The 23,041-nt window shown below is 70.1% G+C and carries 21 protein-coding genes; 2 read left to right on the forward strand and 19 right to left on the reverse strand.

Going from position 1 to position 23,041, the window contains the following annotated elements; translation table 11 throughout:
- The 19 genes from FCG67_RS11625 to FCG67_RS11715 form a co-directional block, all read right to left on the reverse strand.
- Window positions 1–288 carry a YggT family protein gene (locus tag FCG67_RS11625; RefSeq protein WP_097212184.1) on the reverse strand — a complete coding sequence of 96 codons (288 nt, stop codon included), beginning with the start codon at window positions 286–288 and terminating at the stop codon, window positions 1–3.
- A gap of 105 nt (window positions 289–393) precedes the next feature.
- A complete protein-coding gene (locus tag FCG67_RS11630) occupies window positions 394–1,011 on the reverse strand; it encodes a cell division protein SepF (RefSeq protein WP_136909978.1) in 618 nt (205 codons plus the stop codon).
- A gap of 44 nt (window positions 1,012–1,055) precedes the next feature.
- Complete coding sequence (locus FCG67_RS11635) at window positions 1,056–1,802, reverse strand: YggS family pyridoxal phosphate-dependent enzyme (protein ID WP_136909979.1); 747 nt, start codon at window positions 1,800–1,802, stop codon at window positions 1,056–1,058.
- Window positions 1,795–2,523 (reverse strand): peptidoglycan editing factor PgeF, encoded by a 729-nt coding sequence (pgeF, locus tag FCG67_RS11640; RefSeq protein WP_136909980.1) that lies wholly within the window; start codon window positions 2,521–2,523, stop codon window positions 1,795–1,797. Before pgeF ends, FCG67_RS11635 begins: the two co-directional genes overlap by 8 nt.
- Window positions 2,520–3,755 carry a cell division protein FtsZ gene (gene ftsZ, locus FCG67_RS11645; protein ID WP_136909981.1) on the reverse strand — a complete coding sequence of 412 codons (1,236 nt, stop codon included), beginning with the start codon at window positions 3,753–3,755 and terminating at the stop codon, window positions 2,520–2,522. The genes pgeF and ftsZ overlap by 4 nt, the downstream gene beginning before the upstream one ends.
- Before the next feature lie 233 nt (window positions 3,756–3,988).
- Window positions 3,989–4,627, reverse strand: coding sequence for a cell division protein FtsQ/DivIB (locus FCG67_RS11650; protein WP_136910272.1), 639 nt, complete (start codon window positions 4,625–4,627; stop codon window positions 3,989–3,991).
- 191 nt (window positions 4,628–4,818) lie between these two features.
- The gene (murC, locus tag FCG67_RS11655) at window positions 4,819–6,300 is read right to left on the reverse strand and encodes a UDP-N-acetylmuramate--L-alanine ligase (RefSeq protein WP_136909982.1); all 1,482 of its coding nucleotides are present in this window, start codon (window positions 6,298–6,300) and stop codon (window positions 4,819–4,821) included.
- Window positions 6,297–7,502 (reverse strand): undecaprenyldiphospho-muramoylpentapeptide beta-N-acetylglucosaminyltransferase, encoded by a 1,206-nt coding sequence (gene murG / locus FCG67_RS11660; protein ID WP_136909983.1) that lies wholly within the window; start codon window positions 7,500–7,502, stop codon window positions 6,297–6,299. The genes murC and murG overlap by 4 nt, the downstream gene beginning before the upstream one ends.
- Complete coding sequence (ftsW, locus tag FCG67_RS11665) at window positions 7,499–8,953, reverse strand: putative lipid II flippase FtsW (protein ID WP_136909984.1); 1,455 nt, start codon at window positions 8,951–8,953, stop codon at window positions 7,499–7,501. The genes murG and ftsW overlap by 4 nt, the downstream gene beginning before the upstream one ends.
- Window positions 8,950–10,389, reverse strand: a complete 1,440-nt coding sequence (murD, locus tag FCG67_RS11670; protein WP_425467829.1) for a UDP-N-acetylmuramoyl-L-alanine--D-glutamate ligase — start codon at window positions 10,387–10,389, stop codon at window positions 8,950–8,952. The genes ftsW and murD overlap by 4 nt, the downstream gene beginning before the upstream one ends.
- Before the next feature lie 47 nt (window positions 10,390–10,436).
- The gene (gene mraY / locus FCG67_RS11675; protein ID WP_027502257.1) at window positions 10,437–11,516 is read right to left on the reverse strand and encodes a phospho-N-acetylmuramoyl-pentapeptide-transferase; all 1,080 of its coding nucleotides are present in this window, start codon (window positions 11,514–11,516) and stop codon (window positions 10,437–10,439) included.
- The gene (locus FCG67_RS11680) at window positions 11,513–13,060 is read right to left on the reverse strand and encodes a UDP-N-acetylmuramoyl-tripeptide--D-alanyl-D-alanine ligase (protein WP_136909985.1); all 1,548 of its coding nucleotides are present in this window, start codon (window positions 13,058–13,060) and stop codon (window positions 11,513–11,515) included. The genes mraY and FCG67_RS11680 overlap by 4 nt, the downstream gene beginning before the upstream one ends.
- Complete coding sequence (locus tag FCG67_RS11685; protein ID WP_425467825.1) at window positions 13,057–14,715, reverse strand: UDP-N-acetylmuramoyl-L-alanyl-D-glutamate--2,6-diaminopimelate ligase; 1,659 nt, start codon at window positions 14,713–14,715, stop codon at window positions 13,057–13,059. The genes FCG67_RS11680 and FCG67_RS11685 overlap by 4 nt, the downstream gene beginning before the upstream one ends.
- A 150-nt stretch (window positions 14,716–14,865) precedes the next feature.
- Window positions 14,866–16,737, reverse strand: coding sequence for a peptidoglycan D,D-transpeptidase FtsI family protein (locus FCG67_RS11690; RefSeq protein WP_246045019.1), 1,872 nt, complete (start codon window positions 16,735–16,737; stop codon window positions 14,866–14,868).
- Window positions 16,734–17,474, reverse strand: a complete 741-nt coding sequence (gene ftsL, locus FCG67_RS11695; protein WP_246045020.1) for a cell division protein FtsL — start codon at window positions 17,472–17,474, stop codon at window positions 16,734–16,736. The genes FCG67_RS11690 and ftsL overlap by 4 nt, the downstream gene beginning before the upstream one ends.
- On the reverse strand, window positions 17,471–18,487 hold the full coding sequence (gene rsmH, locus FCG67_RS11700) for a 16S rRNA (cytosine(1402)-N(4))-methyltransferase RsmH (protein ID WP_136909987.1): 1,017 nt from the start codon (window positions 18,485–18,487) through the stop codon (window positions 17,471–17,473). Before rsmH ends, ftsL begins: the two co-directional genes overlap by 4 nt.
- Before the next feature lie 169 nt (window positions 18,488–18,656).
- Window positions 18,657–19,088 (reverse strand): division/cell wall cluster transcriptional repressor MraZ, encoded by a 432-nt coding sequence (gene mraZ / locus FCG67_RS11705; protein WP_077041933.1) that lies wholly within the window; start codon window positions 19,086–19,088, stop codon window positions 18,657–18,659.
- A 443-nt stretch (window positions 19,089–19,531) separates the two neighbouring features.
- On the reverse strand, window positions 19,532–19,960 hold the full coding sequence (locus tag FCG67_RS11710) for a DUF3040 domain-containing protein (protein WP_136909988.1): 429 nt from the start codon (window positions 19,958–19,960) through the stop codon (window positions 19,532–19,534).
- A 166-nt stretch (window positions 19,961–20,126) separates the two neighbouring features.
- Complete coding sequence (locus tag FCG67_RS11715; protein ID WP_169310502.1) at window positions 20,127–20,615, reverse strand: SAV_6107 family HEPN domain-containing protein; 489 nt, start codon at window positions 20,613–20,615, stop codon at window positions 20,127–20,129.
- Between the two features lie 172 nt (window positions 20,616–20,787).
- Between FCG67_RS11715 and FCG67_RS11720 the strand changes: the two genes are divergently transcribed.
- Together FCG67_RS11720 and FCG67_RS11725 are read left to right on the forward strand one after the other, a co-directional pair.
- The gene (locus FCG67_RS11720; RefSeq protein WP_136909989.1) at window positions 20,788–21,438 is read left to right on the forward strand and encodes a GNAT family N-acetyltransferase; all 651 of its coding nucleotides are present in this window, start codon (window positions 20,788–20,790) and stop codon (window positions 21,436–21,438) included.
- A gap of 9 nt (window positions 21,439–21,447) precedes the next feature.
- Window positions 21,448–23,025, forward strand: a complete 1,578-nt coding sequence (locus tag FCG67_RS11725; protein WP_136909990.1) for a phytoene desaturase family protein — start codon at window positions 21,448–21,450, stop codon at window positions 23,023–23,025.
- Window positions 23,026–23,041 lie beyond the last annotated feature (16 nt).

The raw sequence follows: 23,041 nt of genomic DNA on the forward strand, positions 1-23,041 counted from the left end.
TCACGCGGCCAGTCCTTGAACGACCGACATCAAGATGAAGACGATGAACAGCAAGACCATGATTGATAGGTCCAACCGAACCCCGCCGAGATTTATCGACGGAATTAGCCGCCGGAGCAGCTTGATCGGTGGATCTGTGACCGTAAATATCGCTTCGAGAATGACAACCACAATGCCGGTGGGTCGCCAATCGCGAGCAAATGTCCGGATGAACTCGACGATGATCCGTCCGATGAGTAACAACCAAAAGACGAAGAGCAGGAAGTAGATCACCGCGAACAAGGTCACTCCATCACTTTGCCTGACTCGGCCGGACCAATCAAAACGAGATCGGTCCGCACCGGCCTCAGGACATCCGGCCGGGCCAGCCTACTTCCGGCCCGTCCAGACCGCCTATTTCTGGTTGTAGAAGCCGGTTTCGGCGATCCGACGCCGCTCCTCGGCGGAGACATCGATATCGGCAGGTGAGAGGAGAAACACTTTTGTGGCCACCTTGTCGAAGGAGCCGCGCAGCGCGAACGCCAGGCCTGCCGCGAAGTCGACGAGCCGCTTGGCGTCGGCGTTGCTCATCTCCACCAGGTCCATGATGACCGGGGTGCCGTCGCGGAAACGCTCGCCGATGATGCGGGCCTCGCCGTAGTCACGGGGGCGGAGCGTGGTGATCTTGGACAGCGGTCCGCCCTCGTCGAAGATGGGCGCGCGTCGGCTCTCGACGCGCGGCTGGGTGTCGACCGCGAGCGCGCCGCGGGTCGCGGGCGTGCGGGCACCGACGGGAGCACCGGGACGGGTGCTGCGCGCGGGCAGCGGCTCCATCCGACGGGGCGCGGCCGGGCGGTCGAGCTCATCGAGCTCGTCGCGGGGCACGTAGCCGACATCGTCGTACTCACGGTCCAGTTCACCCTCGTAACGTCCACCGCGGGGTGCGCGACGCGGCTCCTCGAGGTAGTCGTCTTCGTAATCCTCGAGGGGGACCATGCCGAAGTAAGCCTTGAACTTGTGCAGAGTGCTCATCGTCGACCTTCCTTGGCGCGGCGGACAATCGGGCGGTGCGCCGATCAGTTCGAGGCTATCGGCCGGGAACCCAACAGTGCGGTTCCGACACGCACGCAGGTGGAACCGTACCGTACGGCGACCTCCAGATCACCGGTCATCCCCGCCGACAATTCCGTCGCCGCCGGATGGCCGCGGAGCAGATCCGTGTGCGCGGCCTGCAGGGCCGCGAACGCCCGCTCCGGATCGGCCCCCAACGGAGGAACCGCCATCAACCCCGAAAGCTCAAGCCCGGCCGCCGATTCGGTGCGCTCGGCGAGCTCGGCCAGCTCGTCGAGCGGGACGCCACCACGGAGCGGGTCGCCGTCAAGACTGACCTGGAGCAGCACCCGCAGCGGCTGCTCCCTGCCGCCCTCCCCCAACGCGGCGGTCGCGGCCTTCGCGAGGGCGTCGACCAGCCTCGGACTGTCCACGGAGTGAATTGCGTACGCCCACTGTGCGATAGAGCGGGCCTTGTTCCGCTGCACGCTGCCGATCATGTGCCACCGGACATCGCCGATACCGGCAGCGTCGAGCTCGCCGAGCTCGGCGACCTTCGACGAGGCCTCCTGCTCGCGCGACTCACCGAACTCGCGGCAGCCCAACCCGTACAGGATCGCGACATCGGACGCCGGGAAGAACTTGGTCACCGGCAGCAACTGGACGTCATCCGGGTCGCGGCCTGCATCCAGGCAGGCCCGCGTCAGCCGCTCACCGACGCTGGTGAGGGCGGACGCGATCTCGGCTGCCCGCGGCGACGGTGCGTCATTCACCGGGCGTCGACTCCATCCAGATCACACCAGCCAACCGGCCGGTCGGCGCGCCCCGACGGTGACTGAACAGGGTGCGGTCCTCGATCGTGCAGCGCGGATCCTCCGCCACCCCGGACAAACCCGCCTGCAGCAACTGGCGGCGCAGTCCCGCCCGCAGGTCGATCCCCGGGGTGCCCCGCACCGTCGTGGTCGCGCTGCCCGGCAGGTGCTTCTCGACGTCCGCGCGCATCGCCGCCGGCACCTCGTACTGCCTGCCGCTCGCCGCCGGTCCGAGGAAGGCGCCGATCCGTTCGACCGACGCTCCCTTCGCCACCATCACGTCCAGCACCCGCGGCACGATCCCGATTCGGGCACCGACCCGGCCGGCGTGCACCGCGGCGATCACCCCGGCCTGGTCGTCCGCGAGCAGCAGCGGCACGCAGTCCGCGGACAGCGTCACCAAAGCCAGATCGGGCACGTCCGTGACCAGCGCGTCGGTCGCCTCGACGACACCCTTGACGGGCCCGTCCACCACGGTGACGTTCCGACTGTGGATCTGCTCCATCCAGACCAACCGCTCGAACGGCAACCCGATGCCGTCCGCGAGCCTGCGACGGTTCGCGGCCACCGCGGCCGGGTCGTCGCCGACGTGGTCGCCGAGATTGAAGGAGTCATACGGGGGCGCCGAGACGCCCCCGGTTCGAGAGGTGACTACCCGACGAACCCGGAAGCCCCCCGTCACCGACGCATGAAGTCGGGCACGTCCACGTCGTCGACGTCGTCATCGGTGACGGGCACGGTTCGACTCGGTGCGCTCACGGGGACCGGCGGCAGACCGGAACCGGTGTTCTCGCGACCGTCACGACGCTCACGTCCGTCGCGTCCGTTCGGTGCGGGAGTCGGATCAGGGGCCTGGTGCTGCGGCGGCCGACCGATCTCACCGGCGCGGCCGGCTCCGATCGCACCGTTGCCCGCAGCCGCAGCCGTTGCCGCGGCGGCGGCCGGCTCGACCGGGCGACGCGTCGGCGTGCCGCCGTCGAAGCCCGCCGCGATGACCGTGACCCGGACCTCGTCGCCGAGTGAATCGTCGATGACCGTGCCGAAGATGATGTTCGCATCGATGTGGGCGGCTTCCTGCACCAGCGAGGCCGCCTCGTTGATCTCGAAAAGACCCAGGTCCGAGCCGCCGGCGATGGACAGCAGCACGCCGCGCGCACCCTCCATCGAGGCCTCGAGGAGCGGCGAGTTGATCGCCGACTCGGCGGCCTTGATCGCCCGGCCCTCGCCGCGCGAGGATCCGATGCCCATCAGCGCGCTGCCCGCTCCGGACATGACGCCCTTGACGTCCGCGAAGTCCACGTTGATCAGGCCGGGTGTGGTGATCAGGTCGGTGATGCCCTGGACGCCGTTGAGGAGGACCTCGTCGGCACTGCGGAACGCATCCATCAGGCTCACGGCGGCGTCGCCCAGCTGGAGCAGCCGGTCGTTGGGGATCACGATCAGCGTGTCGCAGGACTCCCGCAGGGCCTGGATCCCGTTGTCCGCCTGGCCGCCGCGCCGCTTGCCCTCGAAGGAGAACGGCCGGGTGACCACGCCGACGGTCAGCGCGCCGAGCTTGCGGGCGATGCTCGCCACCACGGGTGCGCCACCGGTGCCGGTGCCACCGCCCTCGCCTGCGGTCACGAAGACCATGTCCGCGCCCTTGAGGACCTCTTCGATCTCGTCCTTGTGATCCTCGGCGGCCTTGCGGCCCACCTCGGGGTCGGCGCCTGCGCCGAGACCGCGGGTGAGTTCTCGGCCGACATCCAACTTGACGTCGGCGTCGCTCATCAGCAGCGCCTGCGCGTCGGTGTTGACGGCGATGAACTCGACTCCCTTGAGTCCCTGCTCGATCATGCGGTTGACCGCATTTACGCCGCCGCCGCCGATGCCGACGACCTTGATAACGGCGAGGTAGTTGTGCGGGGGCGTCATGGGCTCTCGCCTTCCGTGTGTGTGAACGCGCTCGGGGTGATGCTCGTATAACTGAAATTACGTCGTGCAGGTGGGGCGGATGTTGCTGGTGATGCGGTACTTCTTGGATAAACCCTAAACCTCAACCATAGGCTTAGAGTTATGTCAAGTAGCTGACTGAAACGAAACGCTATGCACGACAGGTCCGATCCGCCAGCAGGCGCGCCGACGGGCGACACGATTTGTCGTCGCGCTCATTTGACGGTGACCAGATCGGGACTGGAGATGTCGTACACCTTGCCCGGTTGGCCGAGCAGCGGCAGCGCGATGGCGGACTTGCGTTCGGTGTTCTCGACGCTCCCCCACACCAGCTGCCGCCCGTCGAGCAGGGTGACCCGGATATCGGAGATGGAGCCCGCGGCGATCTCCCCGACCTGGGCCCGCAGCGGCGGCGGCATCGAGGTGAGCACCTCGAGCGCATCGACCGTCACCGGATCCTCCAGACCGGGCCGCTCGACCTTCAGGCGCGGCACCCCCGGCGGCGGCGGTTCGATCGCATAGGCGACCGCGCCCGCGTCCATCAGGTGGGTGCCCTCGGGGGTGTCGTAGAAGACGGCGGGCGCGCGCTCGACGACCGTGACCCTCACCGTGGACGGATAACGGCGTTCGACCCGCGCATGATCGACCTTGGGAATCGAGGCCACCCTCCTGGCGGCCGCGTCGACGTCGACCTGCAGCAGCGGCTTCCCGGTCTGGATGGCGAGGGTCGTCAGCACCTCGTCGCTGGGGACGCCGACGTTGCCGACCACCGAGACCTTGCGCACCGAGAGCACCGGGGTGAACCAGGCCGCCGCGACGAGGCCGACCAGCGCGATCACCGACAGCGCGATGATCAACGGCCGCTTCCGATTACGCGGACGACCGCCCCCTCGAGGTTTCCTGGCGGCTCGCTTGCTCCCCTTGCGGTCTCGCTTGCTCCCCTTGCGCTCGGGGCGTGCGGATCGTGCCTCGGGCCCGGCGGGGCCTGCGGGGCGATCCTCGCCTCCGGCAGCGGGGCGCGCGGCGCGACCCGGGCTGTCCGTCGTCACCGCGGTCGGCCCGCGGCGGGTGTGGCCCCGAGGGCGCCGAGGATCTCCTTGCCGAGCATCGTCACGTCGCCCGCACCCATGGTGATCACGATGTCGCCGGACCGCGCGAGCGCGGCGATCTGGCGAGGCGCGGCCGAGAGATCCGGCTGGTAGTGCACCGGCTTGGTGACGGCCTGCGCGACGAGCGCGCCGCTGACCCCGGGCAGGGGCTCCTCCCGCGCGCCGTACACGTCGAGCACCACCACCTCGTCCGCGAGGTCGAGCGCGGCACCGAACTCCTCGGCGAACGCCAGCGTTCGCGAGTACAGGTGCGGCTGGAAGACCACGATCACCCGCCCGTTCGCCGATTCCGTTCCCGGCCGGACCAATTCACGGGCCGCCCCGAGCACGACGCGAACCTCGGTGGGGTGATGGGCGTAGTCGTCGAACACCCGCACGCCGTTCTCGCGGCCGGTGGACTGGAAACGCCGATGCACGCCGCCGAACCCGGCGATGCCCTCGATGACCTCCTCGACCGTCGCGCCCACCTCGCGGGCCGCGAGGATCGCGCCCATCGCGTTGAGCGCCATGTGCCGGCCCGGCACCGCCAATCGCAGTGTGCGCGCGCCTTTTTCGCCGGAGAGTTCGAACTCTGCGATGCCCCCGATGTCGCGGGCCTGCCAGCTCACCAGGCGGGCGCCGAGCTCGATACCGTCCACCGAGACGTCACCACTGCCGTAGCCGAGGACCCGGATGCCGGGTAGCCCGCGGGCCACCACCCGCTGCGCCAGTGCCGCCGAGCCCGGGTCGTCGAGGCACACCACGAGCAGGCCCCCTTGGGCGATCCGCTCCGCGAAATCGTCGAAGACCTGGACGTAGGCCTCGGTGGTCCCGAAATAGTCGAGGTGATCGGCCTCGACATTCGTCACGATGACCACGTCGGGGTCGTACTGCAGCAGCGAGCCGTCGCTCTCGTCGGCCTCCGCCACGAAGACGTCGCCGGTTCCGTGGTGGGCATTGGTACCGGCCTCGTTGAGCTCGCCGCCGACCGCGAACGACGGGTCGACGCCGCAGTGCTGCAGTGCGACCACGAGCATGGAGGTGGTGGAGGTCTTGCCGTGCGTACCCGCGACCAGCAACGTGCGGTTGCCCTGCATCAGCGAGGCGAGCACGGCCGGGCGAAGGATCACCGGGATGCCGCGCTCGCGCGCCGCCACCAGCTCCGGGTTGTCCTTCGGAATGGCCGCGTGCGTGGTCACCACGACCGTCGGGCCGCCGGGCAGCAGGTCGAGCGCGCCCGCGTCGTGCCCGATCCGGACCTGGGCACCGCGGGCCCGCAGCGCGAGCACCCCGCGGCTCTCCTTGGCATCCGAGCCGGACACCTGACCGCCCCTGGCCAGCAGGATCCGGGCGATGCCGGACATGCCTGCGCCGCCGATACCGACCATGTGGACCCGTTGCAACTCGGGGGGCAACTGAGCCCCGCGCACCTCGGTCATCGCCCGCCCTCCGACCTCTCCGACTGCTTGGACACCCCGAGTCCCTTCGCCACGTCGAGCACGATCCGGGCCACCGCATCGGCCGCATCCCGGTGCCCGGCATCGGCGGCGGACCTGCCCATCTCGCTCAGCCGGGCGGCATCGCCCAGCAACGGCACCACCGTATCCGCCACGAACTGCGGCGTGAGGTCCGCGTCGGCGACGATCATGCCACCGCCCGCCCGCACCAGTGGCTTGGCGTTGAGCTCCTGCTCACCGTTGCCGTGCGGCAGCGGCACGTAGACCGCGGGCATGCCGACCGCGGAGACCTCCGCGACGGTCATGGCCCCGGATCGGCAGATCGCCGCGTCGGCGGCCGCATACGCCAGATCCATCCGGGACAGATACGGCACCGCCACGTACGGCGCGGCCGGATTCAGCTGGGCCACCTCGAGCGTGTTCTTCGGGCCGTGCGCGTGCAGCACCGAGATCCCGGCCGCGGCCAGCGCCTCGGCGGCACCGGAGACGGCCTCGTTCAGCGAGCGCGCGCCCTGGGATCCACCGAACACCAGCAGCACCGGGCCGTCCGCGGGCAGACCGAAATGCGCCCTGGCCTCGGCGCGCAGCGCGGCGCGGTCGAGCCCGGTGATCGAGGCGCGGACGGGGATCCCCACGACCTCCGCGTCCGAGGCGCCTCGTGCGGCGACTCCCGAACCCGGCACGGCGGCGAGCACGCGGGCCGCGACCCGGGCACCGATCTTGTTCGCGATACCGGCGCTGGCGTTGGCCTCGTGCACGACCACCGGGACCCGTCGTCGGCGCCGGGTGAGTCCCTTGCCTGCCGCCAGGTACGCGGGCAGGGCGACATAGCCACCGAACCCGACGATCACGTCGGCGTTCGTCTCCTCGAGCACCTCGCGGGTGCGCCGCACCGAGCGGACGACCCGGCCCGGTAGCCGCAGCAGATCCTTGGACGGCTTACGCGGTAGCGGCACCGGCGGGATCAGTTCGAGGCGGTAGCCACGCTCGGGAACCAGGGTCGTCTCGAGCCCACGCTCGGTGCCGAGCGCGGTGACCGTCACGGAGGGGTCGAGCCTGCGCAGCGCGTCGGCCACCGCCATCGCGGGCTCGATGTGCCCGGCGGTACCCCCGCCCGCGACGACGACGGACGGACCGGTTGAGGCGCGCGACGTGACCGGGAAAGTCTCTGAAGTGCCGCTCACCTACGAAATCCTCGCTCTCCTGTGCGGCCGTTCGACCGTCGTGTCCGCTCGTCTGATGCTAGTGCCCTTCCGCGTCGCGGATCCGCCCGCCGCGGGTCGGGGGCAGGCCTGCCTGCCACCGCCCGCCTGCGTGGCGGCGGGGCGGCGGCCCGCTGCTGCTGGGCGGCGCGCTGCTGGGCCGCCCGCTTCTGGGCCGCCTTCGCCTGTGCAGCCTTGCGTGCGGCCTCCGCCCTCGCCGGCGAGTACTGCTCCGGCATGGGCAGCCGCAGCATCCTGCCGAACCGCCCGACCTGACCGGCGTGCAGGGCGGCAACCGCCTCCGGCTCGTGCCTGGCTGCGTTGGCGATGACGCCGAACATGAACAGGGTGATCGCGATCGAACTGCCACCCGCCGAGACGAGCGGCAACTGCAGTCCGGTGACCGGGAGCAGGCCGATCACGTAGCCGATGTTGATCAGCGCCTGGGCCAGGATCCAGGTGGTCGCGGTCGCGGTGAGCAGGCGCAGGAACGGGTCGATCGAGCGCATCGCGATCCGCAGCCCCGCGTAGACGAACAGCGCGAACAGCCCGATCACCAGCATGCAGCCCAGGAAGCCCAGTTCCTCGCCGATGATCGCGAAGATGAAGTCGTTGTGCGAGTTGGGCAGGTAACTCCACTTGGCCCGGCTCTGCCCGAGCCCGCGACCGAACAGGCCGCCGTCGGCGAGGGAGAACTTGGCCTGTCTGCCCTGATAGCCGATGCCCTGTGGGTCGGCGCCGGGGTTCAGGTAGGCCTTGACCCGGTCGGACCGGTAGCCGGCGGTCAGCGCCAGCACCAGCGCTGCCGCGGCGCCTGCCGCGACGATGCCGAGGAACAGGCGCAGGGGCAGTCCCGCGAACCAGAGCAGCGACGCCAGGATGATGCCGAAGGCGATGGTGGTCGACAGGTTCGGCTGCAGCACGATGAGCACACAGACCAGGAGCGCCGCGGGCACCAGCGGCACCACCATCTCCTTGACGGAGGCGTTCTGCCTGCGGGAGGCCAGCAGATGCGCGCCCCAGACCACCAGGGTCACCTTCGCCAGCTCGGACGGCTGGAACGACAGCGGGCCAAGGGTGAACCAGCGACGGGCGCCGCCCGACAGGGTGCCGATGCCGGGGATCAGCACCAGGGCCAGCAGCACCACCGACACGCCGAACGCCGGCAACGCCATCGTGCGCATCAACCGCACCGGCAGCAGCAGCGCCACGTAGAACAGCACGGCGCCGACCGCGACGAAGATCAGCTGCGTGGTGAAGGTGCCGTAGGCGGAGCCGGTGTCGGCGTAGGCCTCCACGCTCGAGGACGACAGGACCATCACGAGCCCGAGCACGGTGAGCAGGCCGGTGATCGTGACGATCAGGTGGAAGGAGGCCAGCGGGCGCGCCAGCCAGGCGCCGAAGCGGGTGCGGGGTCCCGCGGCCTGCTTCATCGCGACCGACCCGCCACTTCCGCCACGGCCTGCGCGAAGCTCCGGCCGCGGTGCCCGTAGTCGGTGAACATGTCAAGCGATGCCGCGGCAGGCGCCAGCAGGACCGTGTCACCCGGCCTGGCCATCGACGCGGCGGTGCGGACCGCGCGCGCCATCACGGCATCGGGCGATTCCGGGCTCGGCGCGGGACTCACCCCTGCATCGTCTCCCGCATCCACCCGCACGACCGGCACCTGGGGTGCGTGTCGCGCGAGTGCCTGTGCGATCTGCGTCGCATCGCGGCCGAGCAGGACCGCGCCGACGAGCCGATCGGCCACCTCGGTGACGAGTTCGTCGACGCTTGCGCCCTTGAGCAGACCGCCCGCGACCCACACCACCCGTGGGTGTGCCAGCAGCGACGAGCGCGCGGCGTGTGGGTTCGTCGCCTTCGAGTCGTCGATGTACGTGACGCCGTCCACCTCGGCGACGAGCGCCGCGCGGTGCGGGCCGACCTGGTAGCTGCGCAGACCCTCCCGGACCGTGGTGGCGGCGACGCCGATCGACCTGGCCAACGCGGCCGCGGCCAACGCGTCCATCTGACCCGCGGGTCCCGGCGGGGTGATCTCGTCGACCAGTGCGAGGGTCTCGTCGTCCGCGAAGGCGCGGTCGACGAGGCGGTCGCCGTCCACGCCGAGCTCGCCTGGCGCGGGCATGCCCAGCCGGAACCCGGTGGTCCGCCCGGCGGTGGACACCCGCGACAGTCCGGCGGTGACCGGGTCGTCGAGCCCGAGCACCGCGACGTCCCCGGTCAGCACCTGCGCCTTCGCGTCGATGTAGCCCTTCATGCCGCCGTGCCAGTCCAGGTGGTCCTCGGCGATGTTGAGGATCACCCCGGCCGTCGGGTGCACCGACGGCGCCCAGTGCAGCTGGAACGAGGAGAGCTCGACCGCCAGCACGTCGTTGCGGGGGCGCTCGGCCCGGAGCGCGTCGACGATCGGCAGGCCGATGTTCCCGCAGGCGACCGTCGCGATCCCTGCGGCCCGCAGGATCGACTCCAACATCGAGGTGGTGGTCGTCTTGCCGTTGGTGCCGGTCACCACCAGCCACTTCCGGACCGGTCCATAGACCTGCGCGCGGTCGAGCCGCCAGGTGAACTCCACGTCGCCCCAGATCGCGACGCCGGCGCCCGCGGCCGCGGACAGCACGGGCGCGTCAGGGCGCCAGCCGGGGCTCGTGACGACCAGCGCGAACGCGCCGATCTCAGCCGCTGCCTGCTCCGGCGCCGTGACCTCCGCCCCGGTCGAGGCGGCCAGGGCGTCGAGCGAGGCCTGGTTGCCGTCGGTGACCGTGACATCCGCGCCCAGCTCGCGGAGCGGTTCGATCAGGGCCCGCCCGGAGATCCCGGATCCCGCGACCAGGACCCGGCTGCCGTGCAGGCGGGCGAACTCGGGCGGCAGAACCGAGGGAGGCCCGGAGGGAACTGCAGCGCTGTGGAGTGACAAGCTCAGCCCCCGATGTCGGCGAGGTACTCGCTGTAGAACAGCGCGAGTCCGATGGCCGAGGCGATCGCGGCGAGCAACCAGAATCTGATGATCACCGTGGTTTCCGCCCACCCGGCCAGCTCGAAGTGATGATGGAACGGCGCCATTCGGAACACCCGCCGCCTGCTCGAGCGGAACACCGCGACCTGCACGACCACCGAGGCGGCCTCGGCGACGAACAGCGCGCCGACGACCACCATCAGCAGCTCGGTGCGGGTGACGATGGACAGCCCGGCGAGCAGGCCACCGAGGGCAAGCGAGCCGGTGTCGCCCATGAAGATCTTCGCGGGTGCGGCGTTCCACCACAGGAAGCCGATGCACGCGCCCGCCGCCGCGGCACAGATCAGCGCCAGGTCCAGCGGGTCGCGGACGTCGTAGCAGCCCGTGACGGGATCGCGCTCGCACGAGTTGCGGTACTGCCAGAAGGTGATGATGGTGTAGGCGCCGAGCACCAGGGTCATCGAGCCGGCCGCGAGACCGTCGAGCCCGTCGGTCAGGTTCACGGCGTTCGACCAGGCGCTGACCAGCAGGTAGCAGAACAGGATGAACACGACCGAGCCCATCGAGACCGTGGCGATGTCTCGGACATAGGACAGGTTCGTGCTGCCCGGCGTCAGGCCGGTCGCGCCGGGGAACTGCAGCGCCAGGATTCCGAACAGGACAGCCGCGATCAGCTGGCCGACCAGTTTCGCGGTCTTGTTCAGCCCGAGGTTGCGCTGCTTGCGGATCTTGATGAAGTCGTCGAGGAAGCCGACGCCGCCGAGCATGGTCGTCAAACCGAGGACCAGGAGCGCGGAGGCGCTCGGGCCGTCCGCGTCGTAGCCGATCCCGATCAGGTGCGAGCCCCAGTATCCGGCCCACAGGCCGGCGATGATCGCCACGCCGCCCATGGTGGGGGTGCCGCGCTTGGACTGGTGGCTGGCCGGACCCTCGACCCGGATCTCCTGACCGAAGCCCTGGCGCGAGAACGCCTTGATCAGCACGGGGGTGAGCAGGATCGCCACGGCGAGCGCGATACCTCCCGCGAAGAGGATCTGTCTCACTGGTCTTCCTCCGTGTTAGTCCGCTGCTCGCCCTGCGGGCCCTCCAGCAGTGTGTCCGCCACCGCCCACAATCCGACCGACTGCGAGGCCTTGACCAGGACGATGTCATCGCCTGCCAGCTCCGCCTCGAGCACGGAGATCGCGGCCGCCTGGTCGGGGACCAGGATCGACTCGTCGCCCCATGAACCCTCCATGACCGCGCCCTGATGCATCGCGCGGGAGGGCCTGCCGGTGCCGACCACGATCAGCCTGCTGACGTCCAGTCGTACGGCCAGCCGCCCGATGGCGTCGTGTTCGATCACTGATTCTGGACCGAGCTCGGCCATTTCCCCGAGCACCGCCCAGGTTCGGCGCGGCGTGCCCTCACCCGAACGCCCCATCGACACCAGGGCCTTGAGCGCCGCGCGCATCGAATCGGGGTTGGCGTTGTACGAATCGTTGATCACCGTGACGCCGTCGGCTCGGTGCCGCACGTCCATCCGGCGTACCGATGCGGCCGTCGCGGCGCCGAGCGCCGCGGCGATCTGGGCGACGGTGGCGCCGCATTCCAACGCCACCGCGGCCGCGGCCAGCGCGTTGCCGATCTGGTGCTCACCGTGCACGCCGAGCTGGATCGGCACCGTCGCGATGTCGCCCTCATGGGCGGAACCCGCCGGGTAGCGGCACTCCAGCGTGAAGGCGGGACGCGCCTCCGCATCGAGGTGCACGTCCACGGCCCGCACGTCCGCACGCTCGGACTGCCCGACCAGCACAACCCGGGCCCGGGTCCGCTCCGCCATCGCCACGACGAGCTGATCGTCGGCGTTGAGCACCGCGACCCCGCCGTCCTCCGCCGCGGGCAGCGCCTCGGCGAGCTCGCCCTTGGCCTGCGCGATCGCGTCCCGCGAGCCGAACTCACCGAGGTGCGCGGTGCCGACGTTGAGGATGACGCCAATCCGCGGCGGGACCGTCTCCGCCAGCGCCGCGACATGTCCGGTGCCCCGCGCGGAGAGCTCGAGGACCAGGAAGTCGGTGTCCGCGTCGGCGCGCAGCGCCGTCCAGGGATGGCCGAGCTCGTTGTTGAACGATCCGGGCGGTGCGACCACCGAACCGAGCGGGGTGAGCACCGCCGCCAGCAGGTCCTTGGTCGAGGTCTTGCCCGACGACCCGGTGACGCCGACGACCGTCAGGCCCCGCGCCGCCAGGTCATCGGTGCTCGCCCTCGCCAGGGCGGCCAGTGCCTTGAGCACCGCTGCCCCGGAGCCGTCGGTGTCGTGTTCGAGGGCCATCGCGTTGGTCTGTGCGGGCGGCAACGGGGCCACCACGATCGCGGGGACGCCGACCGGGCGGGCGGCGAGCACCGCCACCGCCCCCGAGGCGACGGCCGCGGCCGCATGGTCGTGCCCGTCCACGCGGGCGCCGGGCAGCGCGAGGAACAGGCCGCCCTCGGCGACCTTGCGGGAGTCGAACTCCACAGTGCCGGTCACCATGGTGTCGGGATCCGGCACGTCGTGGAGGGTGCCGCCGACGATCTCGGCGATCCGGGCCAGGCTCATCGGGATCATCGGACCTGCCCTTCCTCGCTACGGCCGACCGCGTCTATCGCAGCGGCGAGGACCTCGCGGTCGTCGAATGGGTGCTTCACCCCGTTGATCTCCTGTCCGATCTCGTGTCCCTTGCCCGCGACGAGGACCACGTCCCCCGGCCCGGCCCAGCGGACGGCATCGGCGATGGCCTCCGCTCGCTCCGCGAACTCGCGGACCTCCGCGCGCGCCGCCTCGGGCACGCCGAGCGCGCCCTCGCGGACCGCCGTGCGGATCGCGGCCGGGTCCTCGGTGCGCGGGTTGTCGTCCGTGATGATCACCAGGTCTGCTCCCCTGGCGCTCACCTCGCCCATCATCGGCCTCTTGCCCTGGTCGCGGTCGCCGCCTGCGCCGACCACCACGGCCAGCCGGCCCGCCGACTGGCCGCGCAGTGTCGCGATGACCGCCTCGAGCGCGGCCGGCTTGTGCGCGTAGTCGACGACCGCCAGGAAATCCTGTCCGCGGTCGACCCGTTGCACCCGACCCGGCACGTCCACCGACCCGATGCCGGCGGCGGCCCGCTCCGGGTCGACGCCTGCCGTGGCCAGTGTCGCCAGTGCCAGCAACGCGTTGGCCACGTTGTAGTGGCCGGGCAAGCGCAGCGCGACCGGCAGCGACCCGGTGGGTCCGTGCGCGAGGAACTGCTGCGAACCGTCCTCGGCCGAGACGACATCGGAGGCGGTCCAGTCCGCTCCACCGGTGGTGGTCGAGACAGTCGTCGGTGGTGCCTCGGCCGAGGCGATCTCCGCCATCCGGCTGCCCCACTCGTCATCGACGCACACCACGGCGCGGCGGGCGCGAACGGTGGAGTCCCGGGCGAACAGCCTGGACTTGGCCGCGAAGTAGTCGTCGAGTCCGTCGTGGAAGTCCAGGTGGTCCTGGGAGAGGTTGGTGAACGCGCCGATCGCGAAGTCGGTTCCGTCCACCCGGCCGAGCGCGAGCGCGTGGCTCGAGACCTCCATCACCACGGTGTCCAGCCCGCGCTCGAGCATCACCGCGAAGAGCGCGTGCAGCTGGGGCGCCTCGGGTGTGGTCAGCGCGCTCGGCACGCGGCGCCCCTCGATCCGGGTCTCGATGGTCCCGACCAGCCCGGCCCGGCGGCCGGACGCGGTCAGCCCGGCCTCGATCAGGTACGCGGTTGTCGTCTTGCCCGAGGTTCCGGTGATCCCGATGACCTGCAACCGATCCGCGGGCCGCCCGTAGACGGTGGCCGAGACCTCACCGAGGACGGACCTCGGATCCGGGTGCACCAGCACCGGCAGCGCGGTCGCCGGGGCGAGCGCCTCCAGCGCGGCCAGGCCCGCGGGGTCGGTCAGCACGGCAACGGCACCGCGTTCGAGGGCGGACGCGGCGAACTCGGCTCCGTGCGCGCGGGCTCCTGGCAGTGCGGCGAACAGGTCCCCCGGCTCGATGCTCTGGGCGCGCAGCTCGACCCCGGTCACGGAAACGGGGGCGGCGCCCGCGGCGGGAGCGGTGGCAGCGGTGTCTGCGACCCACTGGACCCGCGCGCCGATCAGCTCGGCCAGCGCGGTCACCGGCGTCTGCGGTGGGTGTTCGGGGCGCAGGTCGCCAGGCACGGAGCCTGCGGAGCCTGCCACCTCTCCCGTCGAGTGCTGCGGAGTGTTCGTCCCTTGCACGGGCAGGTGGCTCCTCTCGGGTTCGAATCGGTGGCTGGGCTGCTGGCCGACGTGTCAGGTTACCGGCGAACTGTCACAGACTGGACTCGGTCATCGACTACGCCGTCGACAACGCGGTGTGGCCTGCCCCGCGGCCCGTCTCGCCGACAGTCAGTCGGCCTGGAGCACCAATTGTCGTCCGGGATCGGCTGACAGCGGGACCCGGTCCCGCTGCAGCATCCAGGAGGCGATGTTGTGGAACAGAGGCGCAGCGGACTGGCCACCCGAACCGTCGGCGCTGCGGACGGGGGCGTCGAGCATGATGCCGACCACAAAACGTGGGTTGTCCGACGGAGCGATCCCCGCGAAGGTGATCCAATAATTCGAGTTCGAGTAGCACTTGCAGGCGGGATCCACCTGCTGCGCGGTTCCGGTCTTGCCGCTGATCTGGTAACCGTCGACTGCTGCCGGTGCGCCGGTGCCCTGCTGGTATCCCATGGGATCACGCTGGGTGACCGACCGGAACATGTCTCGCACCGTCGTCGCGGTCTGCGCGCTGACCACCTGGATGCCCTCCGGGCGCTCGGTCTCGGACCGGTTCCCGTCGGCGTCGACCGTCGCGCGGACGACCCGTGGCGGGATCCGGACCCCGTCGTTCGCCATCGCCTGGTACATGCCGGTCATCTGCAGCAGCGTCATCGACAGGCCCTGACCGATGGGCAGGTTGGCGAAGGTGCCGCCCGACCACTGGTCGCGGCTGGGGACGTCGCCCGCGCTCTCGCCCGGCAGACCGACGTCGGTGCGCTGGCCGAGCCCGAAGCGGGTCAGCATGTCCGCGAAGCGGTCCTCCCCCACCCGCTGCGCGAGCATCAGCGTGCCGACGTTGGAGGACTTCCCGAAGACTCCGGTCGAGGTGTACGGCGCGACACCGTGCGACCAGGCGTCCTTCACCGACACGCCGGACATCTGGATCGAGCCCGGAACCTGAAGCACCTCATCGGGTTTGGTGAGCCCGTATTCGATCGCCGCGGCCGCGGTGACGATCTTGTTCACCGAGCCGGGTTCGAACGGCGTGCTCACCGGCAGGTTGCCCAGCTCGGCCTTGCCGCTGTTGCCGAGCCCCAGCGACGGGTTGAAGGTGTTGTCGTTCGACATCGCGAGCACCTCGCCGGTGTGCGCGTCGAGAACCACCGCGGAGGCGTTCTTCGCGCCGGAGAGGTTCTTGGCCTGCTGCACCTGCTGCTGCACGTAGTACTGGAGATCCGAGTCGATCGTGAGCTCGACGGTCGAGCCGTCGACCGCGGGCTGCTTGTCGCGCCAGCTGCCGGGGATGACGGCGCCGTCCGAACCCTGGTCGTAGGTCTGGGAGCCGTCGGTCCCTGCGAGCGTGGAGTCGAGCGAATCCTCCAGCCCGAGCAGACCGTGGCCGTCCCAACCGGTCGCGCCCACCAGGTTCGCGGCGAGCGAGCCACCGGGGTACTCACGGATGTCCTGACGCTCGAGGCCGATCTCCGGGAAGTCCTCGCTGAGCTTCGCGGCCACAGCCGGATCCACACTGCGGGCCAGGTAGACGAAGGTCTCGTTGCTCTTGAGCTGTGCGAGCAGGTCCTTCTTCGGCGCGGCGTCGCCGAGCTTGGCGTTGACACCCTTGGCGATGGCCTCGAGCCGCTCGTCGACCGTCGGCGCCTTCTCACTCTTCGCGCGGGCGGCCTCGAGTTCCTTGCGCACCTTGGTCGGCTGGAAGGTCAGCGCCTTCGCCTCCATCGTGAAGGAGATGGGGTTGCCGCGGCGATCGGTGATCGAGCCCCTTGTCGCAGGGTCGATCACGGTCACCGAACGCTGATTCGCGGCCTCGGCCGAAAGCTTGGGCGCCTCGATGCCCTGGATCCAGAGCAGCTGCACCGAGGCGACCCCTAGCGCGATGAACATGGTGACGCGGCCCGTCCGGTACCGGAACCGGAACGAGGAGGTGTCGTCCTGGCGGGCACCGCGTCGAACCGGCGCACGACGCGGTGCGGGTGCGGGCGCGGTACCTCGGGTCACCCGCGACCGCCCGCGTTACCTGCCTGTCCGGTGTCCGGGGTGGGCCTGCTCATGGGTACCAATTGTTCACCCTGTGCCTGCAGCTGCGGCTGATTGGCCGCCAACGGCGCGCCGGGTCGGGGGGCCGTCGCGGTCGGGGCTGCCGGCCGGGTGGTCGGCACCGGGGCCGCGGTGTTGCCGGTCCGCGGCGTCCCGCTCGACTGCGCGGGCGACGGGGGGTTCAGCGGCGCCGCGGGTGCGCCCTGCGCCGGCGTCGGCTTGCCGACGATGTCCACCGAGCCGTCCGGGTTCACGACGAGCCGAGCGACGTCCTTCGCCGGGATCATGCCGAGCTCGGTTGCCTTGCGGGCCAGCTCCGGCGCGGAGTTGCCCTCGCGGACATCGCGCTCGAGTGCGGAGCGCTGCTCCATCAGGTCCTGGTTGTGCGCCTTGGCCGCACTGAGCTCGTAGGAGTCCTCCGCGGCCCGGGTGGTCAGCACCAGGGTCAGCGCCAGTCCCACGGACAGCATGCCGATGATGGTGGCGACGAACGGGATTCGCGCCGCGAAGTGACCGCGGCGACGGTCCGCCACCTCGCCGACCGGCTGGATCGCGGCACGCTGCTGCCGCCGCTCGTATGCGCGTTGCGCGGCGGTGGAACGCTTGCCCGCGGCAACCGCGGCGCGACCGCGCCCCCTGGGCCTGACGACACCGGCATCAGTGGATCGAGAACCGCCCGGCCTCACGGGAACTGTCATGCCGTCACCCTCCTGGAAATCCGTTCGGCACTACGCAATCGGACCGGGGCCGACCGCGGGTTTTCCTCTATCTCCTGCTCGCTCGCCCGTTCCGCCCCACGGGTGAGCAATGCGAACTCCGCACCCATGCCCGGCAGCTCCATCGGGAGCCCCTCCGGACTGCGGGACTTGGTGCGGGGTGTCAGTTCCTGCTTGACGATTCGGTCCTCCAGCGACTGGTAGGACATGAAGACCACACGCCCGCCGACCGCCAGTGCATCGAGCGCAGCCGGGATCGCCGCGCGTAGCGAATCGAGCTCTCCGTTGACCTCCACCCGAAGAGCCTGGAAGGTCCGCTTCGCGGGGTGGCCACCGGTGCGCCGCGTGGCCGCTGGGATCGAGGCGTACAGCACCTCGACCAACTGCGCACTGGTGGTGAACGGCTCGATCTGCCTGCGGCGCAGGATCTCTGATGCGATCCGGCCGGCGAAGCGCTCCTCGCCGTAGGTGCTGAGCACCCTGGCGAGATCACCGTGGCTGTAGGTGTTGAGCACATCGGCCGCGGTCAGTCCCTTGGTGGGGTCCATCCGCATGTCCAGCGGCGCGTCCACCGAGTAGGCGAAGCCTCGCTCGGCCTCGTCCAGCTGCATCGACGAGACGCCGAGGTCGAACAGGATTGCGTGCACCGACTCCACCGGCGGCAGTCCCGCCTGCTCGAGCGCCGGGACGATTCCGTCATACCTGGTGTGCACCAACGTGACTCGATCGCCGAACGGCGCCAGCCGCTTGCCTGCGATCTCGAGAGCGTTGGGATCGCGGTCGAGTCCGATCAGGTGCAGACCCGGGTAGGTCCGCAGGAAGTGTTCGGAGTGGCCGCCGAGGCCGAGTGTCGCGTCGATCATCACCGCGCCCGCGGCGTCCGGCGCAACCGCCGTCAGCGCCGGTCCGAGCAGTTCGTCCGCGCGACCGAGCAGCACCGGGACGTGCCCGAACTCGCCGGTGGAGGCGGGGCCGTTTGCCTCATCGTCCACCATTGCTGCCTCCGGGTCTTGAGTGCTTCGGGAATTTCCGATCGCGAAGGGGGAAGAGTGGCGAATGCCTCGAGGTCCCTGTCCGATTGACCGAACCTGGCGCTGGGGAAGTGCGTCAGGGTCGGCGTTCGGGCAGAGGCCTCGCGGCACTCGCCGTACGGCTCTGGCTGGGCTAGAAGATCTCGCCCAGTGACTCGGCTCTGGCTTGTGAGTAGCTCTCTTCGTGCTCCTCGAGGTAGCTCTGCCACGCCTGCGCGTCCCAGATCTCGAGGAAATCGACCGATCCGATGACCACGCACTCCTTCGACAACCCCGCGTAGCGGCGGTGGTCGACGGAGAGGGTGATCCGTCCCTGGGCGTCGGGATGCTGCTCATCGGTGCCTGCCGCCAGGCCGCGCACAAACGCGCGGGCCTCGGGGTTGCTGCGTGATGCTGCGGCGGCTCGGCGTGCGAGAGCGGCAAACTCTTCTCGGGGATACACCGCGAGGCTGTGGTCCTGCCCTTTCGTGACCATCAACCCTCCCGCCAGTGCATCTCGAAACTTCGCGGGCAACGTCAGCCGCCCCTTGTCGTCGAGCTTCGGCGTGTAGGTACCGAGAAACATCTCGACACCTCCACCCTGCGTCCGATTCGAACGTCCTAGGCCCTTGCGGTCCGTCTGCACGTTCCGCTGCGCACCACGTTACCCCACTTTCCTCCACATTCAATGCCAATTTAGGGTTCCACGCCCGCAATCTGCATCAAAAGACCAGTTCACAGCGGTGGTGCGATGTGGGGAAAAACTGTGCGATCTTCCCCACTGCCGGGGCGTCACGGCGAGGTGCGCCACCAGCCCGTACTGAAATCCCAGGTCAGACGGGTGCGGCGAGACGCTCACACCGAGCTCGACCGGCCCGGGGAGGAATGTGGGGGAAAAGTGGGGGGGGACGGTGGGGATCGCGGCGACACCACCGACACGACCAATGCAAAAGCGGCGTGACACCTAGGTGTCACGCCGCTCCGCTGTTGCCTGCCGCCCGGACTCTTGCCTACGCTGCGGCGTTTCAGCTACTCCTGTTCGAATCTCCGCTTGAACCGGTCTTCCATGCGCGAGGAGAATCCCCCGCTGCTGCCGCCCTTGCGGCCGTCAGCACGCTTGCCTGCGACCGACCCCTTCGCGGGGCTGCCGGCCTCGTCAGGCACTGCCGAGAGGCCCTTCTTCGATCCCCGCATGAGGAACAGGACCCCGGCTCCAAACATCACTACGAAACCGAGCAGGCTGATGATCGGGAAACCGCCCGGCTTGAACGGGAGCGCAACGCCCGCGACCAAGAGGACGAGTCCGAGAAAGAAGAGAGCTCCAGCCTGAAGTCGACGCTTGCTCGAAGCCGCACGCATACGGCCTCCCCTCACGGAGGAAGCAAATTTCGGATCTTCGGCGTAGAGCGCGCTCTCGATCTGATCGAGCATCCGCTGCTCGTGCTCGGAGAGTGGCACGGTACCTCCCCCGGCACTAAAGGTGGCGACCGATCCGTTGGGACGAAGCGGCGGGTTTCCGACGTTGGCGGCTACCTGTCGTCAATGATACGAGTACACGTGGCGGCGTACCACCTAGTCCATCGACGAGATGCCAACTTATTTCGCTCGCACCGCAGATCCCCTGCTAGGCAGACCTCCCCACCAACGTGTGCGGCGCGCCATCGAGGTGATTGTCGCCACCGAGATGATCCTCGACCGCGGTGAGGAATCGAGAGACCTCGCGGTGGAAATCATCGGCCTCGCCCAGCGTGATCGTGCGCGAGATGCCGGCCTCGATGGCCGCCCTGGTGGCCGAGTACCCGGCGAAGAACTCCGACCACCCCGCGAGTGACGGTTCGGCGCGCGCGAGCAGCACCCACGCGCTACGCGATCCGGTGCGTTGCCGTTGCTCGCCCCCGAGCGCGGCCCCGGCACCACGGAGCGCGGCGAGGTACGCGGAGCGGAACCGTTCGGACGCGTCCCGCGCCCCTGCCGCCTCGGCCAGCAGCGTGTCCGCACGGTCGAGCAGCGCCCGCGCGCGGCGCGACACCGGGGCCTCCACCCGCGACACCGAGTGTCGTGCCGATGACGCCGGAGCCCCCACCCGGAGGGCCGCCCTTGCCTGAATTGCCATCTTCCGAACACCTCCTGCGCAACCACGCCACCCGCCGGTACGACCGGTCAGGCCTTAGGGTCGGAATCCGGCGAAGCCCGCTTCCCTCGCGCTTCGCCGGATTGCCGACATCGAACATTCGTTCGACATATTCAATATAGCTGCCCCCACCGACACGTCGTCAAGAGAGAGGGTGAGTCCGGTCGGTATCAACACGACACCCCTGCTGGTCGAGCTGTCCGCGCAGGAACTACGGCGCCGCATGGCCGAGGCTCTGGCCATCTACGTCGAGGCCATGGACTACCCGAAGGGGACCGAGTTCCACCGGGCCCCGATGTGGGCCGAACACACCCATCGGCCCGGCTGGCGCGCGGTCGCCGCGATCGTCCCCCACGACGGCGACGGCGACGATCCCGGCTCGAGCGAGGGCACCATGGTCGGCATCGCCTACGGCTACCGTGGCGCCCCGCACCAGTGGTGGCACCAGCAGGTGCGCGAGGGGATGCACCGTTCCGGCGCCGACGAACGGCGGATCCACGAGGTCCTCGGCGACTACTTCGAGCTGACCGAACTCCATGTGGCACGTGCCGCACAGGGACACCGCACCGGCGAGGCGTTGCTCCGCAGGCTCCTCGAAGACCGGCAGGAGAGTCACGTACTGCTGTCCACCCCCGAGGTCGACGGCGAGGACAACCGCGCCTGGCGTCTCTATCGCAGGCTCGGATTCACCGATGTGGTGCGGCATTTCACCTTCACCGGCGACAACAGGCCGTTCGCGGTGTTGGGGCGACTGCTGCCGCTCGCCGCCGAAGGGACCGAGAACGCGCACTCCCCCAGCCGATAGCCTGGACAGATGATCGACGCGGTGGTGGTGGGATCCGGACACAATGCGCTGGTGTCGGCGTGCTATCTCGCCCGGTCCGGCTGGTCGGTCGAGGTGCTCGAGAGCGACACCGTACTGGGCGGGGCGGTGTCCACCGTCGAACGGTTCCCCGGCCATCAGGTGGACCGCGGTTCGTCCGCGCACATCATGATCCGGCACACCGGCATCATCGAGGACCTCGACCTCACCTCGCACGGACTGCGTTATCTCGACTGCGACCCTTGGGCATTCGCGCCCGCGCCGCCCGAGTCCGGCCGGTCGGGCATCGTCTTCCACCGCAGCCTCGAACGAACCTGCGCCTCCATCGCCGAATCCTGCGGGGCCGCCGACGCGAGGGCATACAGAGAGTTCGTCGACACCTGGGGTCCGCGCACCGCGGGAGTGATGCGGGCGTTCGCCGGGCCGCCGACCGGTGGGAGGCTGGCCCGCTCGTTCGGCACCCTGGATCGGGGCGCGGGCGCCGCGGCCTTCTCACGGGAGTTCCTCGCATCCGGGGACAGCTTGCTGGACAACTACTTCGACAACGAGCGCCTCAAGGCGGCACTGGCCTGGTTCGGCGCCCAGTCGGGACCACCGATGTCCGAGCCGGGCACCGCCCCGATGGTCGGGTTCGCGGCGCTGATGCACACCCTGCCGCCGGGCCGGGCGGTCGGCGGCAGCGGCGCCCTCACCCGGGCCCTGGCGTCGCGGCTGGCCGCGGACGGTGGAGCCGTGCGACTGGGCGACGCGGTGACCGAGCTGCGCCGCACGCCGAAGGGCTGGACGGTCCGCACCGCCCATGGCCACGAGGTCCACGCCAGGACGGTGGTGGCCGGCTGCCACATCCTGACCACCCTCGACCTGCTCGAGCGCGGCGGCCACGACCGGACGCAACTGGACGGGTGGCGCCGCCGGATCCGGGTCGGGCCGGGGATCGGCATGGTCGTCCGCCTCGGAACCGATTCGCTCCCCTCCTATCCCAGCGCCCCGGCGGGCGAGACCGTCACCTCCGGGCTGCAGCTGCTGGTCTCCGATCGCGCACAGCTGAGGCTCGCACACGGCGCGGCGCTGGCGGGCGAGCTGCCCCCCGTCCCCGCGGTCCTCGCCATGAGTTTCAGCGGGATCGACCCGAGCCTGACCCCCGCGGGTGAACACCAGGCGACGCTGTGGTCGCAGTGGCATCCCTATGCCCTCACCGGCGGACGCGACTGGGCGGACCTCGCCGAGTCCGAGGGCGACCGGATCGTCGCCGAGATCGAGCGGCTGGCACCGGGATTCACAGACTCGGTGCGCCACCGGCTGGTCCAGACCCCCGCGGACCTCGAGTCCGAGATGGGGCTGATCGGCGGCAACGTGATGCACGTCGAGATGTCGCTGGACCAGATGTTCATGTGGCGCCCCCTGCCGGAACTGTCGGGACACCGGGTGCCAGGCGCGAAGGGGCTGTACCTGACCGGCGCGTCCACCCACCCGGGCGGCGGAGTGTCCGGGTCGAGTGGGCGCAGCGCCGCGCGGATCGCGTTGTCCGACGCCCGGTTCGGGGGCTTGCGCCGGGTGCTGCACCGATGAGCGGGCCGGGAGGCAC

This window comes from Rhodococcus oryzae (genome assembly GCF_005049235.1).
Taxonomy (GTDB): domain Bacteria; phylum Actinomycetota; class Actinomycetes; order Mycobacteriales; family Mycobacteriaceae; genus Rhodococcus_G; species Rhodococcus_G oryzae.

What these genes read in the sequence shown, in the direction of transcription:
- mraZ (WP_077041933.1), bottom strand. Translation starts at nt 19,088, where the DNA reads ATGTTTCTCGGTACCTACACGCCGAAGCTCGACGACAAGGGGCGGCTG.
- ftsZ (WP_136909981.1), bottom strand. Translation starts at nt 3,755, where the DNA reads ATGACGCCCCCGCACAACTACCTCGCCGTTATCAAGGTCGTCGGCATC.
- FCG67_RS11630 (WP_136909978.1), bottom strand. Translation starts at nt 1,011, where the DNA reads ATGAGCACTCTGCACAAGTTCAAGGCTTACTTCGGCATGGTCCCCCTC.
- FCG67_RS11725 (WP_136909990.1), top strand. Translation starts at nt 21,448, where the DNA reads ATGATCGACGCGGTGGTGGTGGGATCCGGACACAATGCGCTGGTGTCG.
- FCG67_RS11715 (WP_169310502.1), bottom strand. Translation starts at nt 20,615, where the DNA reads ATGGCAATTCAGGCAAGGGCGGCCCTCCGGGTGGGGGCTCCGGCGTCA.
- FCG67_RS11680 (WP_136909985.1), bottom strand. Translation starts at nt 13,060, where the DNA reads ATGATCCCGATGAGCCTGGCCCGGATCGCCGAGATCGTCGGCGGCACC.
- ftsL (WP_246045020.1), bottom strand. Translation starts at nt 17,474, where the DNA reads ATGACAGTTCCCGTGAGGCCGGGCGGTTCTCGATCCACTGATGCCGGT.
- murC (WP_136909982.1), bottom strand. Translation starts at nt 6,300, where the DNA reads ATGACCGAGGTGCGCGGGGCTCAGTTGCCCCCCGAGTTGCAACGGGTC.
- rsmH (WP_136909987.1), bottom strand. Translation starts at nt 18,487, where the DNA reads ATGGTGGACGATGAGGCAAACGGCCCCGCCTCCACCGGCGAGTTCGGG.
- ftsW (WP_136909984.1), bottom strand. Translation starts at nt 8,953, where the DNA reads ATGAAGCAGGCCGCGGGACCCCGCACCCGCTTCGGCGCCTGGCTGGCG.